The organism is Caballeronia jiangsuensis, from assembly GCF_046030135.1.
Lineage (GTDB): Bacteria > Pseudomonadota > Gammaproteobacteria > Burkholderiales > Burkholderiaceae > Caballeronia > Caballeronia jiangsuensis.
Map to the genome: position 1 here is coordinate 173,186 of NZ_JAQQDB010000009.1, position 15,178 is coordinate 188,363.

Annotated in this window: 18 protein-coding genes; 10 read left to right on the forward strand and 8 right to left on the reverse strand. The window is 64.0% G+C overall.

The features are described 5' to 3' along the window. The first annotated feature begins 17 nt into the window (after nt 1–17). Entirely contained in the window at nt 18–875 is an 858-nt protein-coding gene (locus PQR08_RS12195; protein ID WP_250483265.1) for a shikimate dehydrogenase, read from the forward strand. A 72-nt stretch (nt 876–947) separates the two neighbouring features. Here PQR08_RS12195 and PQR08_RS12200 read toward each other — a convergent pair whose 3' ends face one another. Next, on the reverse strand, nt 948–1,649 hold the full coding sequence (locus tag PQR08_RS12200) for a TetR/AcrR family transcriptional regulator (protein WP_375336538.1): 702 nt from the start codon (nt 1,647–1,649) through the stop codon (nt 948–950). Nucleotides 1,650–1,758: 109 nt separating this feature from the next. Here PQR08_RS12200 and PQR08_RS12205 point away from each other — a divergent pair, with 109 nt between their 5' ends. Further along, nucleotides 1,759–2,154 (forward strand): hypothetical protein, encoded by a 396-nt coding sequence (locus PQR08_RS12205; protein WP_238210153.1) that lies wholly within the window; start codon nt 1,759–1,761, stop codon nt 2,152–2,154. Here the strand turns inward: PQR08_RS12205 and PQR08_RS12210 are convergent, their stop codons facing one another. Next, nucleotides 2,155–3,633 carry a sensor domain-containing diguanylate cyclase gene (locus PQR08_RS12210; protein WP_250483264.1) on the reverse strand — a complete coding sequence of 493 codons (1,479 nt, stop codon included), beginning with the start codon at nt 3,631–3,633 and terminating at the stop codon, nt 2,155–2,157. 325 nt (nt 3,634–3,958) lie between these two features. Here PQR08_RS12210 and PQR08_RS12215 point away from each other — a divergent pair, with 325 nt between their 5' ends. The 6 genes from PQR08_RS12215 (at nt 3,959) to PQR08_RS12240 (ending at nt 8,120) form a co-directional block, all read left to right on the forward strand. Further along, nucleotides 3,959–4,462 (forward strand): YbhB/YbcL family Raf kinase inhibitor-like protein, encoded by a 504-nt coding sequence (locus PQR08_RS12215; RefSeq protein ID WP_238210150.1) that lies wholly within the window; start codon nt 3,959–3,961, stop codon nt 4,460–4,462. A 100-nt stretch (nt 4,463–4,562) separates the two neighbouring features. After that, nucleotides 4,563–5,930 carry an MFS transporter gene (locus tag PQR08_RS12220; protein ID WP_250483263.1) on the forward strand — a complete coding sequence of 456 codons (1,368 nt, stop codon included), beginning with the start codon at nt 4,563–4,565 and terminating at the stop codon, nt 5,928–5,930. Nucleotides 5,931–6,045: 115 nt separating this feature from the next. Further along, on the forward strand, nt 6,046–6,594 hold the full coding sequence (locus tag PQR08_RS12225) for a type 1 glutamine amidotransferase domain-containing protein (protein WP_250483262.1): 549 nt from the start codon (nt 6,046–6,048) through the stop codon (nt 6,592–6,594). Nucleotides 6,595–6,665: 71 nt separating this feature from the next. Then, on the forward strand, nt 6,666–7,136 hold the full coding sequence (locus PQR08_RS12230; RefSeq protein ID WP_250483261.1) for a DUF4142 domain-containing protein: 471 nt from the start codon (nt 6,666–6,668) through the stop codon (nt 7,134–7,136). Then, nucleotides 7,133–7,495 carry a DUF1488 family protein gene (locus tag PQR08_RS12235; RefSeq protein ID WP_250483260.1) on the forward strand — a complete coding sequence of 121 codons (363 nt, stop codon included), beginning with the start codon at nt 7,133–7,135 and terminating at the stop codon, nt 7,493–7,495. The genes PQR08_RS12230 and PQR08_RS12235 overlap by 4 nt, the downstream gene beginning before the upstream one ends. Nucleotides 7,496–7,547: 52 nt before the next feature. Then, nucleotides 7,548–8,120 carry a glycine zipper domain-containing protein gene (locus PQR08_RS12240; RefSeq protein WP_250483259.1) on the forward strand — a complete coding sequence of 191 codons (573 nt, stop codon included), beginning with the start codon at nt 7,548–7,550 and terminating at the stop codon, nt 8,118–8,120. A 59-nt stretch (nt 8,121–8,179) separates the two neighbouring features. Here PQR08_RS12240 and PQR08_RS12245 read toward each other — a convergent pair whose 3' ends face one another. Next, nucleotides 8,180–8,425, reverse strand: coding sequence for a hypothetical protein (locus PQR08_RS12245; protein WP_250483258.1), 246 nt, complete (start codon nt 8,423–8,425; stop codon nt 8,180–8,182). A 186-nt stretch (nt 8,426–8,611) separates the two neighbouring features. Here PQR08_RS12245 and PQR08_RS12250 point away from each other — a divergent pair, with 186 nt between their 5' ends. Continuing rightward, nucleotides 8,612–9,064: a PA2169 family four-helix-bundle protein gene (locus PQR08_RS12250; RefSeq protein ID WP_035506253.1), complete on the forward strand. Its 453-nt coding sequence runs from the start codon at nt 8,612–8,614 to the stop codon at nt 9,062–9,064. 89 nt (nt 9,065–9,153) lie between these two features. On the opposite strand, the gene PQR08_RS12255 is transcribed toward PQR08_RS12250, so the two are convergent. Both PQR08_RS12255 and PQR08_RS12260 read right to left on the reverse strand, forming a co-directional pair. Beyond that, the gene (locus PQR08_RS12255; RefSeq protein ID WP_035506251.1) at nt 9,154–9,387 is read right to left on the reverse strand and encodes a hypothetical protein; all 234 of its coding nucleotides are present in this window, start codon (nt 9,385–9,387) and stop codon (nt 9,154–9,156) included. 324 nt (nt 9,388–9,711) lie between these two features. Continuing rightward, nucleotides 9,712–10,053 (reverse strand): BON domain-containing protein, encoded by a 342-nt coding sequence (locus tag PQR08_RS12260; RefSeq protein ID WP_187607169.1) that lies wholly within the window; start codon nt 10,051–10,053, stop codon nt 9,712–9,714. Between the two features lie 452 nt (nt 10,054–10,505). Between PQR08_RS12260 and PQR08_RS12265 the strand changes: the two genes are divergently transcribed. Further along, complete coding sequence (locus tag PQR08_RS12265) at nt 10,506–11,993, forward strand: RNA polymerase factor sigma-54 (protein WP_187607170.1); 1,488 nt, start codon at nt 10,506–10,508, stop codon at nt 11,991–11,993. Between the two features lie 111 nt (nt 11,994–12,104). On the opposite strand, the gene PQR08_RS12270 is transcribed toward PQR08_RS12265, so the two are convergent. The 3 genes from PQR08_RS12270 to otsA all read right to left on the reverse strand — a co-directional run bounded on the left by PQR08_RS12270 (nt 12,105) and on the right by otsA (nt 15,096). Beyond that, nucleotides 12,105–13,016, reverse strand: coding sequence for a YihY/virulence factor BrkB family protein (locus tag PQR08_RS12270; RefSeq protein WP_238210141.1), 912 nt, complete (start codon nt 13,014–13,016; stop codon nt 12,105–12,107). 146 nt (nt 13,017–13,162) lie between these two features. Further along, the gene (locus tag PQR08_RS12275) at nt 13,163–13,510 is read right to left on the reverse strand and encodes a chemotaxis protein (protein WP_187607172.1); all 348 of its coding nucleotides are present in this window, start codon (nt 13,508–13,510) and stop codon (nt 13,163–13,165) included. A gap of 131 nt (nt 13,511–13,641) precedes the next feature. Next, the gene (gene otsA, locus PQR08_RS12280) at nt 13,642–15,096 is read right to left on the reverse strand and encodes an alpha,alpha-trehalose-phosphate synthase (UDP-forming) (RefSeq protein ID WP_250483257.1); all 1,455 of its coding nucleotides are present in this window, start codon (nt 15,094–15,096) and stop codon (nt 13,642–13,644) included. Nucleotides 15,097–15,178 lie beyond the last annotated feature (82 nt).

Here is a 15,178-nt window from a genome sequence, read left to right on the forward strand (position 1 = left end):
TGCCGGAGCGCGCTCGCATGATCAACAAGACTTCGTATCTCATCGGCCTGATCGGTTCCGGCATCGCCGGCTCGCTCACACCCGCCATGCACGAAAAGGAGGGCGGCAATCTCGGGCTCAGCTATGTGTATCGGCGCATCGACCTTCAGGCGCTCGCGCTGGAGCCGTCCGCCCTGCCCGATCTGCTCGTCGCTGCCGAGCGCATGGGCTACGACGGGCTGAACATCACGTATCCCTGCAAGCAAAGCGTGATCCCGTTGCTCGATGAGCTCGACCCCGACGCCCGCGCGCTCGGCGCCGTGAACACGGTGGTGCTGAAGGACGGCAAGCGCATCGGCTACAACACGGACGGCTCGGGCTTCGCGCGCGCGTTCCAGCGCGGCCTGCCCGGCGCACCGCTCGAACGCGTGGTGCAGCTCGGCGCGGGCGGCGCGGGCGCGGCGGTCGCCCATGCCGCCCTGTCGATGGGCACGCGCGAGCTCACGCTGTTCGATTCCGACGCGGCACGCGCCGCCTCGCTCGCCGCCGAACTCGCGGCGCGTTTCCCGGATCGCGTCGTGAAGAGCGGCGGCGACCTGCGCGAAACGCTCGCCAGCGCCAGCGGCCTCATCCACGCGACGCCGACGGGCATGGCGAAGCTGCCCGGCCTGCCGCTGCTGGCGGAGTATCTGCACAAGGAATTGTGGGTCGCGGAGATCGTCTATTTCCCGCTCGAAACCGAGCTGCTGAAAGCGGCGAAGGCGCTCGGCTGCCGCACGGTGAGCGGCGGCGGCATGGCGGTGTGCCAGGCGGTCGATGCGCTGCGCATCTTCACCGGCCGCGAGCCGGATGCCGAGCGCATGTTCGCGCATTTCCAGACCTTGCTGGAAGGTTGAAACCCCGATAGCCATGAAAAAACGGCGGCCTCGCGAGAGTGCCGCCGTTTTGGCATGCGCGCGAGGAAAAGCTCAGCCGTCGCGCCGCATGTAGCGCGACACCGCATCGACGATCATCTCGCGATGACGCGCCCGCGAACGCGTGCCCGACGGATCGCGCCCGAACGCCGCGCCCCACGTATGACGGTTCGCCACGCGGTGAAAGCAGAACGAGCTGATCATCAGATGCAGGTCGATCGGATCGACGTCGTCGCGAAACTTGCCCGCCTCGACGCCGCGTGCGATGAGATCCTCGATGGTCTTAACGACTGTCGAATTGCGCGCCTTGAAGGTCTTCGATTGTTCGATGTACTTCGCGCCGTGGATGTTTTCGATGGTCACGAGGCGCACGAAATCGCGATGCTTGTCGTGATAGTCGAACGTGAAGCCGACGAATTCGCGCAGCGCTTCCTCCGGCTCCATTTCCGCGAGCTGCAATTCCTGTTCGAGCGCGCGGATATCGCCGTAGACCTGCTCCAATACCGCTTCGTACAAGCCTTCCTTGCTGCCGAAGTAGTAGTACAGCATGCGCTTCGTGGTGTTGGTGCGCTCCGCGATGGCGTCGACGCGCGCGCCCGCGAGGCCCATCGCCGAAAACTCCTGCGTGGCGATGTCGAGAATGTTCCGCTTGGTCTCCTCAGGGTCGTACTTGCGCCGCCCTTGCTCCGTAGTCGACGAGGGCGCAGCAGTCGCGGCCTTGCTTCCTTTTTTCATTTTTCTGTCTGAGAACGGCATTGAAAATCGATTCTAGCACGCGCTTTAGACGCATCCTCGCCATAACAGGCGCTCAATACGGAGGGCTTCACCTATAATTTTTTCACCCCGCAGACAAACCGAAAATCATATGCGCATCAAGCGTTCGCTCTTTCTGGCCCCCGCCATTCTGGCCACCTGGTGTCTCTGCGCGACGGCGCAGACCGCGATGCCGCCAGGCCATCCGTCGTCGAAACAACTGATGGCCGCGGAAGGCGTGATGACGAGCGCGAACATCGCGCGCGGCGCGGCGGATGTCTGTCATATCGATGCCGCGAAGGTCGCGCGCTTCAAGGACGTCGTCCATACGAGCTACCCCGACGCACCCGATTTCGATGGCGAATGGAAGCTCGGTCTCGCGCAGGCGCAACCGACCGTCGATCGCTTCGAAAAGCTCAAGACGAGCAATCCGTCGGAGTATCAGAAGCAGATCGGCGAGGCGTGCCCGGCGCTCAATCGCGGCATCGACGAAGTCACGCAGCAGTAGTCACGCGTTCTTGCCGTCGTAGTGCGCGCGTTTTTCCGCGTACATGGCGGCGTCGGCGCGTTGCAGCATCGGTTCGAGCCGCTCGCCCTCGTGCGCGGTGGCCGCGCCCATCGCGAAAGAAAGCGGATTGCCCGAATAGAACTGGTTGTTCACTTCGAGCAACTGGCGAATGCTCTCGATCACCGCGTCGCCGCCGCGCTCATCGGTGCCCGGCAGAAGAATCATGAACTCGTCGCCGCCGATGCGCGCCGCCTGGAACGGCTTCTCCACCGCCTTGGCGAGCACTTCGCCCGCGCGGCGCAACAGCGCGTCGCCGGCGGCGTGGCCGAGCTGGTCGTTGACGCCCTTCAGCCCATTCACATCGACCGCGATCGCCGTCACCGGGAACGGGCCCTTGCGTTCGAGCCGATTGATTTCGTCGATATAGAACGAGCGGTTCTTGAGCTTCGTGAGCACGTCGTGCTTGCCGAGGAATTCCAGATACGCTTCGGCCTTCTTGCGCGCGGTGATGTCCGTCAGCGCGACGAGCACGAGATCCCAGCGCGCCTCATGTCCCGGAAACACCGAGAACTGCAGATGCACGTGCACCTCGTTGCCTTCGAGTGAATAGTTGAGCACCTCGCGCTGATGGAAGAGCTTGCCGTCCCACAGATCGATCAACTGTTCCTGGAAGTGCTGCTGCATGTCGTCGCGGAACACGTCGGGCAGGCGCGCGAGCAGCGTCGCCTTGGTCGGCGCGGCGAACATGCGCAGCGTGTGCTGATTCACGTCGAGCACGTGAATCTCCTGCATGGAGCGCTCGACGAACTCCGGATGAACATTGGTGAACGTGCGAAAGTCGACGATGCCGCGCTCGCGCACATCGTCCAGCAGCGACTTCACGGAACTGAAGTCTTCCACCCACAGCGACACGGGCGAATGCTCGAAGAGCCCGCGCGCGTAGAGCTCGCTCGCGGCGGCCGTGCGGCGCATCGCTTCGAGTTCGGTGATGTCCTCGATGGTGACGAGCACGCGCGTCCACGTGTCCTCGTGGCCCGGCAGAACGACCGCCTTGAGCAGCACGTCGAGGCGCTTGCCGTCGAGCGTGTAGTTGACCGTCTGGCTCACGAAGCGCGACTTGCCGGACCATAACTGCTCCAGTTCGTCGATGTGCGTGGTGAGCATGTCGTCGCGGAACACGCGATCGAGGTTCTGCACGAGATCATCGACATCGCTTGCTTTGAAGAGCGAGAGCGTGCGCTGATTGACCTTCACGACGCGAATGCGCGACGAGCATTCGGCGATGCGCTCGGGATTCTCGGCGAGAAACGCGCGCAGGTCCGCGACGCCCGCCGCGCGCCAGCGCTCGAACTGCTCGCGTACGGCGCTGAAATCCTCGAGCCAGAGCGACACGGGCGCGAGGTCGAACATGTCGGCATCGTCCTCCGGCACGCTCGCCGGCGTGAATTGACCGGCAGCGCGGCGCGGGTCGTTTGGCATGGTCATCCTTTCGGCTCGCGCCGGCTCAAAATGGTCCCTGGTTGATGCCTGAATTCATCTCATTATTGTAGCGCGCGCCGTATTTCCGGGGCCGAATCGCCCGTTTGCGCATGCGCGCCGTGGCGTTCGCGCTCATGCCGGATATCAGGGGCGGATGCTACACTCGATTGGCCATGCCCTTGCCGCGCGCGCGTTCCACGCGTGTTCCATGCCGCGCAGTCTCGGGCACGTTTGCTGCACCGCTCGGATGTGCGCGCGACATCGCGCGGTCCGATGCGCTGTGCCGCATCCATCCACATCGCTATAAGAAGGAGGCACGACTCTCATGGCTGATTTCCGCATCTGGTCCGACGAATTTCCGGCGAACGGCTTCATGACGCATGCCCAGGAATTCGACCAGCAAGCCTTCGGCGGCTCGGGCGAGAACATTTCCCCGGCGCTGCAATGGGAAGATCCGCCCGCCGATACGCGCAGTCTCGCGCTCACCGTCTACGATCCCGACGCGCCCACCGGCAGCGGCTTCTGGCACTGGATCGTCGTCAACATTCCGGCCGATGCGCGCTCGCTGCCGCGCAATGCCGGCAAGGCCGACGGCAGTCTGCTGCCGCAAGGCGCGCTACAGCTTCGCAACGACTACGGCACGGTCGGTTTCGGCGGCGCGGCGCCGCCGCGTGGCGACAAGCCGCATCGCTATATCTTCCGCATCCATGCGCTGTCCGCGGAAAGCCTGCCGCTCGACGGGAACGTGACCAACGCGGTGGCGCGCTTCATGACTCACCTCAACGAGATCGATTCGGCGACCTACACCGGCCTCTACGAGCTGAAGTAAGCATCAGGACGTGGCGCGGACCCGTGCGGCCGCGCCGGCGTACAAGCCATTTGAAAACGGCGCGTCTTACAATGCGCCGCTCGCCACTGCCCGCCCATCGATGGATTCCGACCAAGGTCTGCCGCTGCCCCAGCGATACTGGGCCATTGCCGTCGTCGCGCTCGGCATCACGCTCGCGGTGCTCGACGGCGCCATCGCCAATGTCGCGCTGCCGACCATCGCGCGCAATCTGAACGCTTCTCCCGCCGACTCCATCTGGGTCGTCAACGCCTATCAGCTCACGATCACCATCTCGCTCCTGCCGCTCGCCTCGCTCGGCGACCGCATCGGCTACCGGCGCGTGTATATGGCGGGGCTCGCGCTCTTCACGGTGTCGTCGTTCGCGTGCGCGCTGTCCGGCTCGCTCGTCGCGCTCACCATCGCGCGCGTCGTGCAGGGCTTCGGCGCGGCGGGGATCATGAGCGTGAACACGGCGCTCGTGCGCATCATCTATCCGCACGATCAGCTTGGGCGCGGCGTGTCCATCAATGCGACGGTCGTCGCCATCTCGTCGGTGATCGGGCCGACGGTCGCCTCGGGCGTGCTCTCCGTCGCGACCTGGCCGTGGCTCTTCGCGATCAACGTGCCGATCGGCGTCGTGGCCTTCGCGATCGGCTGGAAGTCGATGCCGCGCACGCCGGGACATCGGCAGCCGTACGACTACATCAGCGCGATCATGAACGCGCTGTTCTTCGGCCTCGCGATCGTAGCGGTCGATGGCTTCGGGCACGGCGAGCATCGTCCGTATGTGATCGGCGAGATCATCGTGACGGCGGTCATCGGCTATTTCTTCGTCAAGCGGCAACTGACGCAAAGCGCGCCGCTTCTGCCCGTCGATCTGATGCGCATTCCGGTGTTCGCACTGTCGGTCGGCGCGTCGGTGTGTTCGTTCTGCGCGCAGATGCTCGCGTTCGTTTCGCTGCCGTTCCTGCTGCAGAACAATTTCGGCATGAGTCAGGTCGAGACGGGTTTTCTGATGACGCCGTGGCCGCTCGTCATCGTGTTCGTCGCGCCGCTCGCGGGCGTACTCGCGGATCGTTATCCCGCGGGGCTGCTTGGCGGCATCGGGCTCGCGATCCTGACTGTCGGGCTGGTGCTGCTCGCGAGCGTCGGCGGGCATCCGTCCGCGTTCGATATCGCGTGGCGCATGGCCGTCTGCGGGCTCGGCTTCGGCCTCTTCCAGTCGCCCAACAATCGACAGATGCTCGCCGCCGCGCCGCGTCATCGCAGCGGCGGCGCGAGCGGGATGCTCGGCACCGCGCGCCTCACGGGGCAGACGCTGGGCGCGGCGCTCGTCGCGCTGATCTTCGGCGTCGCGCCGAAGCAGGGTCCGGTGATCGCGATTGCCGTCGCGGCGGCGTTCGCGGCGGCCGCCGCCGTCGTCAGCGTGCTGCGTCTCACCGGCAAGCGCAGCATCGAGCCCGCCTGATTCGCCCTCTTCTCTCCCGATCCCCGCCGTTCGCTGGGCACAGCCTTTGCTGAAACTTCGAAAATGGATTCCGCCCACGCGGAATCATCGAAAACAGCAATGTAGGAGTGTGTTCATGGGCAATTCCCTCAACGGTTGCAAGGTCGCGATTCTCGCCGTCGACGGCTTCGAGCAGGCCGAACTCGTCGAGCCGCAACGCGCGCTCAAGGAAGCCGGCGCGCAGGTGGATGTCGTGTCGCAGAAGCCCGGCCAGATCCAGGGTTTCAAACATGTCGACAAGGCTGACAAAGTGAACGTCGATGTCACTTTCGACGCCGCCAACGCCGCCGACTACGACGCACTCGTGTTGCCCGGCGGCGTCGTGAACAGCGACGCGATCCGTCTCGATGCGAAAGCGCAAAGCTTCGTGAAGGAAACCGATCAGGCGAAGAAGCCAATCGCCGTGATCTGCCACGGCGGCTGGCTGCCGATTTCGGCGGGCATCGTCGCGGGCCGCACGATGACAAGCTGGCCGAGCCTTCAGGACGATGTTCGCAACGCGGGCGGCACGTGGGTCGATCAGGAAGTGCAGATCGACGGAAATCTCATCACGAGCCGCAAGCCCGACGATCTGCCCGCATTCAACAAGGCGCTGATCGAAGCGCTGGGAAAGGCGCGCGCCTGATCCATCGCACCGGAGCTACGCCGATGTCGAGACTATTGATCTCACTTACGTTGTCACTGGCCGCAATTTCAGTGTCTGCGCCAGTCGCGCAGGCGCAAAGCGAGAAGCTCTCGCCGATCGATCAGCAGTTTCTTCAGGATGCGGGTCAGGCGGGCGCGACCGAGCTTGCCGCGAGCAAGCTCGCGCTCACGCACGCGAGCGACCGGCAGGTACGGGAATTCGCACAGCGAATGATCGTCGATCACACGAAACTCGCGCGCAATCTGGACGTGCTCGCGAAACGTCACGGCATCACCGCGCCGGCCGCAGCGGATTCATCGCTGATCGGCAGTCTGCAAAATCTTCAGGGCGCGGAGTTCGACAAGGCCTATATTGAAAAGGTAGCCATGGACGGACATCAGAAGGCCGTCGCGCTCTTCAGGAAGGAGAGCGAAAGCGGTAACGACACCGCGCTGAAGGCGGCGGCAGCCAAGGCGTTGCCGGTCATCAGCCATCACTACGAGATGGCGCAGCAGCTCGCGAAAGCGAAGGCGGCGTCATGAGCGTCGCGTATGTCGCCGGACGCGCGGCCGCTCCCCGTTCCGCTTCCCGTCCCGCCTATGAGGACTCGACCATGCACATCACGTTTGCAGACGAAGCCCCCGTTTTCGACGGCGACGATCTCGCCATTCACTTTGCCGCGCTCATCGACGGTGAGCCGGTCGTATGTTCGATCACCGCCGAAGCGCTCGAAGATCATTTCGGCGCGAAGTCGGCTCGCGAGGAAGATCTGCTCGATGCATACGCGCGCGGCACGGCGCGCATTCGCGCAGTGTGCGCCGAAGTGCTCGACGACAACGGCGGCCAGCCCGCCGTGCTGAGAAGCGGATTGTTCCGCGTCGCCGGCATGGAGCCGGACTGAGCCGCTCACGCAGCGCGACGCATCCAATCACCCAAGCCAACAAGGAGGGAACATGTCACTGATCATTGCGGGCCGATTTCAGACCTTTCGCGCGGCCGAATCGGCAGCCCAGAAGCTCTTCGCGCAAGGCTTCGTGGAAGAAGACGTGACGCTCTTCTTCGTCAATCCGAGCGGCCAGCATGCGCGTTATCCCGTCGGCGGCGATGTCGGCACCGATGCGGGCGCGAGCGCGGCCCCCAAAGGCGCCGGCAAGGGCGTGACGATCGGCGCGGTCGCCGGTGCGGTGGTGGGTGCGGCGATCTTCGCGGTGTTTCATGCGCCGCTGCTCGTCTCGGTGATCGCGGCGGGCGTCGGCGCGTATGTGGGATCGCTCGTCGGCGCGATGTCGCATACGAAGAAGCCGAAGGACGCCGCGCACGCCGAGGAGCCCGCGCGACATGCGGGCGTGCTCGTCGCGGTGCATGTATCGCCGGAATCGCAGGATCAGGCGGCCGCGGCGCTGCGTGAGGCGGGCGGTATCGATATCGAGCGTGCTTCGGGACGATGGAAACAAGGTCGCTGGAGCGATTTCGATCCGCTGCAGCCGCCGCATCCGGTGGGTGAGTTCGCGCACACGCGCGCCTGATTTCTCGCTGTGCCCAATGACGACGCCCGCTTCTCGCGGGCGTTTGTTTTTCTTGCGTGTCAGACCCAGGGCGTGTGCGTTCGATTCGCCGGCAGATTCGCGCGCAGACGGCATTCGGCGGGCAGCAAACGCGCCTTGCTTTCGCTTGCGGCGGGCGCTTCGCAGATACGCCCATAGTCCGCGTGCGATGCCTGCGCGGGTTGCTCTTCGACGACGTGCTGACGCACATGCAATGTCAGCGCGGACGCGGCAATCGCCACAAGGATCAGAAACTCGCGATGCGCGAGCCGGTTCAAGAATTTCACTGCGTTCTCCTGTTGCCGTGTTCTGCGCGCGTCTCGAATCGGATGCGCGCTGTAATGCCGTGTCGGCAGCAAATCGCATGCCCCTCCGCAAGCGATGCGGGCACGCCGCGTGCGTATTGAATCGGCGAGCCGCATCCCGCAGGGAGGCTGCGCAGTGGCAATGTCGAAACCAATGGGAGGTGTTATATGAGCACGAACGTCGTATCGGTACTCAACGATCTCGTCGAAACCTCGAAGGACGGGGAAAAGGGTTTTCTCAAGGCCGCCGAGGATACGCGTGATCCAAGCCTCAAGCTGCTATTCCAGAATCGCGCGCAGAAGTGCGCGGAAGGCGCGCGCGAGCTACAGGACGTGGTCGCGCGGCTGGGCGGAAAGCCCGAAACCGGCGGATCGGTGGCCGGCGCGCTGCACCGCGGCTGGGTCGATGTGAAGTCGGCCGTGAGCGGCCACAGCGATCACGCGATTCTCGCCGAGTGCGAGCGTGGCGAGGATGCCGCGAAGAAGAACTATCGTCAGGCGCTGGACAAGGATCTGCCTGCCGATGTTCGCGCGATCGTCGAACGCCAGTATCAGGGCGTGCTGGAAAATCACGATCGTATCCGCGATCTGCGCGATCAGTACGCAGCCGCGAAGTCTTGAAGCAATGAAGCGAAAGCGGCCCGATGACGATCGGGCCGCATAAACGCAAACGGCCGCGCGATGCGGCCGTTTGTTTGTCGAGCGTCAGGTTACTGCGGCTGACCCTTGTCGTTCGTGCCGAGCGCTGAAGCCGCCGCCGCTGCCGACGCGCCCTTCAGCTTGTGCGCCTTGTCCTGCTGATGCAGATAGGTGCCCTTCTGCTTCTTCGCATGCGCGCCAGCATCCGCGCCTGCCGTGGCCGCATCGGACGCTGCCTGCGCAAACGCCGCCGTCGAGAATGCCAGCGCGAGCGCGCCGATCAATGCCATCTTTTTCGTCTTCATGAAGAGCTCCTTTTTTGCCGGGGCCTCTGAACGCCGGGCTACTGCGCATTCGTGAGCCACCTGTGTGAGTGCCGTCCTGAACGGTCGTACTCGTTTCTAAGTTTCGAAGTGCTGCGAGGTGATGCGCACTGCGTGAAGCGTCATGCGTGAATGTGCGACTGAAGCATCGGGCCATGCGACGCGAACCCTAGCCTCCATGCGAGAACCCGCGCTTCGTCCGATTCATCGCCGCTGATGGCGAATCGTCGAACCCCGCGCGGGTTCCGTACTGCTGGCACTCAACCGCGGCCCGCCGTGGCGAAGCCGGGCATACGAACTATGCCATTACTTGGCGGCAATTTTAAGATGGTTCTTCACGGAAGCAACACCCGACACGTTCGAGACGACTTCTTCGGCGGCGGTCTTGTCCTCTGCCGAAGGCACCGTGCCCGTCAGCGATACCACGCCCGAATGCGTCTTCACGTGGATGTGCGTGGACTTGACGTTCTTGGCGCCGAGCAACTCGGCCTTGACCTTCGTGGTGACGGCGCTGTCGTCGACCTTCTGGCCCATCGACGTGCCGGAACCGCTCGTCGACGACGCCGCAGTGGTTTGCGCGCCGACGTTGAGCGCGAACACGACACACGCGATACCACCGGCTGCCTTCAGGAATTGAGTCGTCTTCATGGCAATACTCCCATTTTTTCGATTTTGGTCTGGCGCCCCGTTCGCCTTTTCCGTGCGCGAGGCGGCTCTGCGATCACGTCCGCGCCGTAGCACGCGGATCGTGAACTCCGTACCGCAACTTGCGTGCCGGATCGACCTCACACGCTAAGCAGCCGCCGCGAGAACACGTGGAAAACGCCGCGCGGCAAGGCGTTCGTGCGTCTGCGAACAAATCTTCGACGGTTGCAAAATCGTCCGCCGCAGCGCACGCGACGCCGCCCGTTACGCGCGTCGCTTTTGTCTGAGCGCGTGTAAAAACTGCGTGAAAGCCGCGCGGCGAACAGTCCGGAAACGCCGGGCGGACTGCAAAAAACGTAGACGCGGCGCGAGCTTATCGAACGATGGCACGGCTGTTGCTTTACTGATCCGCAAACCAGCCCACTACGTCTAGAACAATCGAGGATTAGCAAGCAATGCCGCCTACACTCGAACTCCGCGCGAAACAAACCCTCGCGCTTACGCCGCGTCTGCAGCAGTCCGTGCGTCTCCTGCAACTCTCGTCCCTGGAGTTCCAGCAAGAACTGCGCAACGCGCTCGACACGAATCCCTTTCTCGAATACGACGAGTCGCAGACCGACGACAACGCCCTCGGCGCCGATAACGGCAGCTCGATGGGCGAATCGGCCTCGTCGACCACGGACAGCAACACCGCCGAAGCCCCGCTCGCGTCCGAATCGAACATGGAAAGCGAGCAAAGGGCCGATTCGGAATCGCGCGACGACTCCATGAACGAGTTCTCGTCCGATCCGTTCGGACGCGGCTCGTCGCGCAACAACGGCGACGGCGAAGGCTCCGATCCGGCGGACTGGGTGCGCATCGAGCCGTCGCTGCACGAAACGCTCCACGATGCGTTGCGGCTCTATCAGTTGAATGAGCGCGATCGCGCGATTGCGCAACTCATCATCGAAGCACTCGACGACGACGGCTATCTGCGCCAGGAATTGAGCGAGCTCGCGAATGTCGTCGAGATCGAACCCGCGCTGCACGAGGACGAACTCAACATCGCGCTCAAGCTCGTGCAGTCGCTCGACAAGCCGGGCGTCGGCGCGCGCAATCTCTCCGAATGTCTGACATTGCAGCTCGAAGCGCTCGAAGAGGACACGCCGGGCCGCGCGGTTGCGCTCGAGATCGTCGGGCATCATCTGGAGCGTCTTGCGCGGCGCGAACAGGCCGAACTGCAAAAGAAGATCGGCTGCAGCGCGGATGAACTGCGCGTCGCGTGCGCGCTCGTGCGTCGCCTCGATCCGAAGCCGGGCGAGAACTACGGTCAGAGCGAGGACAACTACGTGGTGCCCGATGTGATCGTGCGTCCGGTGAAGAAGCAATGGGTCGTGACGATCAACCCGGCCGTGCTGCCGCGCGCGCGTATCCATCGCATGTACGCGGAGCTTTTCGCGCAATCGGCCGGCGCGAGCCGCTCGCCGCTCGCGCAGCAATTGCAGGAAGCGCGCTGGCTGATCCGCAACGCGCAGCAGCGCTTCACGACGATCCAGCGCGTTGCCGAATGCATCGTCTCGCATCAGAAGGCGTTCTTCGATTACGGCGAGATCGCGCTGAAGCCGCTCGTGCTGCGTGATGTCGCCGATGAGCTCGGCCTGCACGAATCGACCATCTCGCGCGCGACGGGCAACAAGTACATGTCCACGCCGCGCGGCATCTTCGAGTTCAAGCACTTCTTCCCGCGCGAATTGAGCACGGAAAGCGGTGGCACATGCTCGGCCGCGGCGGTGCGCGCGCTGCTCAAGGAAATGATTTCGAAGGAGAACACGCGCGATCCGCTATCCGATGTGAGTCTCGCGAAGATGCTCGCGGATCAGGGCGTGATCGTCGCCAGGCGCACGGTGGCGAAGTATCGGCATCTCATGAAGGTGCCGCCCGCGGAACTGCGCCGTCAGGCATGATGATTTCACGCTCTCAAGCGCTCGGCGACGACCCGGTCAAGCGAGGCGCCTGAGCGACAGGAGCGTAAGTGACAGGCCGTCCATTCGCGGACGGCCTTTTTTTGTCTCCGGTCAGCGCCACCCCGACGCCCGATGCGTGCGCTTTCTCGCGGCCGTCGCCGAAAGCTCCGCGCCGAGCAGAAACACCGCCGCCGAGTAATAAAGCCACATGAGGATGATCGCAAGCGACCCCGCTGCGCCGAACATGTTCGCCGTGCCCGCGTGCGCGAGATAGAACGCGAAGAGCCGCTTGCCGCCTTCGAAAAGCAGCGCGGCGGCGGTCGCTCCGAGCGCGGCATCGGCCCAGCGCATGCGCGTCGTCGGCAGAAACTTGAGCAGCACGGTGAACGCGACCATCAGCACGCCGATCGATATCGCGCGCCGCGTGAGGCCCGACAGCACGATGAACGGACTGCCGTCGCCGAGCACCCAATGGCCGAGTATTTCGACGAGCGCATCGAGCACGAGCAACATCGCGACGAGCAAACCGGAGCCGACCACGAGCCCGAAGGACATCAGCCTCACGCGCAGCAGCGTGACGATGCTCTCGCGCGTGCTCACGGCGGGCGTCGGCCAGATGACATTGAGCGCGCTATGCAACGACGAGAACGTCGCCGACGCGCCGATCAGCACGCCCGCGAGCGACAGAATCGCCGTGCTGCGCGCGATGTCCGCATGCCACGCGTTCGCGACGATCGCCTCGAGCGTGTGAGCCGCGTCCACGCCCACGACACCGCTGATCTCGTCGAAGAGCCGCCCTTGCACGGCATCGGCGCCGAAGAACACGCTCGCCACCGCGATCACGATGACGAGCGTCGGCGCGAGCGAAAACGCGGCAAAGAATGCGATCGACGCCGAGAACATCAGGCAATGATCCTGCGACCATTGCATGATCGGATCGACGATCCACGAAAACCAGCCGAACCGCGACGTGCGGCCCGAAGCGACAGGCGCGGATTGAGTGGCGGAGACGTCCTGATCCATCGGCGGAAAGCGTGAGCGCGGCTTGAAGTGTCAATCGACGATGTTAGCCCCGCGCTGCGAATCGTGTGTAAAAAACGGCGCGCTTCCGCTGGAAGCGCGCCGCGTTCATGTTGCGTTGTCCGGCTGCGTATCAGGGTCTCAGGGTCTCAGGGTCGATCGTCGGCCGGGTCGGCGTCCTCGTCGGCGAGGCCGCGGGCTTCGTCCTCGATCTCGTCGGGCAGGATATCGGCGTCGGCTTCCAGATTGTTGTCGCCGTCCGCCGACGCGGTCTCGCCGGTGCCGAAGCGGTCCGTATCGCTGTTCAACTCCGCTTTGGACTGGCCGAGCGCGTGCGCGTCGAGTTCATCTTCGATGTCGCCCGGATAGCGCTTTTCGCCCTGCACGTCCGAGCCGCTGTCCGACGAGTCGCTCGGGCCGAGCGCCCCGGTGCCGTGCCCCTTGCCGTACTCCGCGCCGTCGTCTTCGGGCGGGTTCAATGTACTTCCGCTCATCATGACCTCCTGGGATCGTGTCGATGATGAAACCGCAAGTCCCGTTCCGCGATCTCCCGGCTTGGCGCATGAAAAAACCCCGCGCTTCTTTCGAGGCGCGGGGCTGTATGTGAAAGACGACGTGTGGCGCGGGCTCAGGCCTTCGCCGCCGGGCGCTTGGCGCCGGTCGCGCCCTGCCTCACCGTATTGACGGTTTTTTCGGTCACCGATGTCGCTGTCGCGACGCTGCGCAAGTCCGACAGGAACGAATCGCGCCACACCGAAAGATTGTTCTCGCGCAACGGCGCCATCATGTCCGCGTGACGCGCCTGACGCTCGGCGAGCGGCATCGACAGCGCGCGCTCCAGTGCTTCGGACATCTGCGACAGATCGAACGGATTGACGACGAGCGCGCCGGGCAATTGATCCGCCGCGCCCGCGAACTGCGACAGGACGAGCGCGCCCGGATCGGCCGGATCCTGTGACGCGACATACTCCTTCGCGACGAGATTCATGCCGTCACGCAGCGGCGTCACATAGCCGACCTGCGAGAGACGGAACAGCGCCATCAGCAGATTGCGCTCGTATTTGCGGTTCAGATACTGGATCGGCGTCCAGTCGAGCTGGGCGAAACGCCCGTTGATGCGCCCCGCCTCGCCTTCCAGATTCTGGCGGATGCGCTGATAGGTCTGCACGTCCGAGCGCGTCGGCGGCGCGATCTGCACGAGCGACACGCGGCCATGCCAGCCCGGCGCGTTCAGCAACAGCCGCTCGAACGCCTGAAAGCGCTCGACGAGACCCTTCGAATAGTCGAGCCGGTCGACGCTCATGATGAGCTTGCGCCCGTGCATGCTGTCGCGCAGGCTTTTCACCTGCTTGCGGTTCGCGAACTGGTCGGCGGCCTTCGCGATGGCGTCCGGATAGATGCCGATCGGATACGCGCCCACTTTCAGCATGCGGCCGAACGCCTGCAGCATGCCGTCGTCTTCGTTGAAATGGCCGCGGCTCGTGCGCTCCACATAATCGATGAAAGACTGCTTGTCGTTGTCGGTCTGGAAGCCGACGACGTCGTACTGGCACATCGCCGCGATCAGTTCCTCGTGCGGCGGCACCGTGCGCATGATTTCCGGCACCGGAAACGGGATGTGCAAAAAGAAGCCGATCGGATTCGCGACGCCGAGCTTTCGCAGCTCCTGCGCGAACGGGAGCATGTGATAGTCGTGCACCCAGATGATGTCGTCGGGCTTGAGCATCGTCTTCAGCTTCGTGGCGAGGCTGGCGTTGACGCGCATATAACCCGCATATTCCTCGCGATCGAAGCGCGAGAGATCATTCCGATAGTGAAAGGTCGGCCACAGCGTGGCGTTCGAGAAACCTCGGTAGTACTGGTCGTAATCGCGGCGTGTGAGTCCGACCGTCGCGTAGGTCACTTTGCCGCCTTTCTCAACGACCGGAGCGCCCGCCTCGCCGACGATCTCGCCGCTCCATCCGAACCACACGCCCCCAGTCTCCTTGAGCGCATCGAGAACGCCGATCGCGAGGCCGCCCGCGCTGGGCTTGCCTTCCTGGATCGGTGCGACGCGATTCGATACCACGATCAATCTGCTCATTACAGCATCACCTCATCAGTTGTCGTTGCATGCTCGAATTGGCGATCAAGGGTATGCAAAAGCTGTGCCTTTTTGTCGGTTT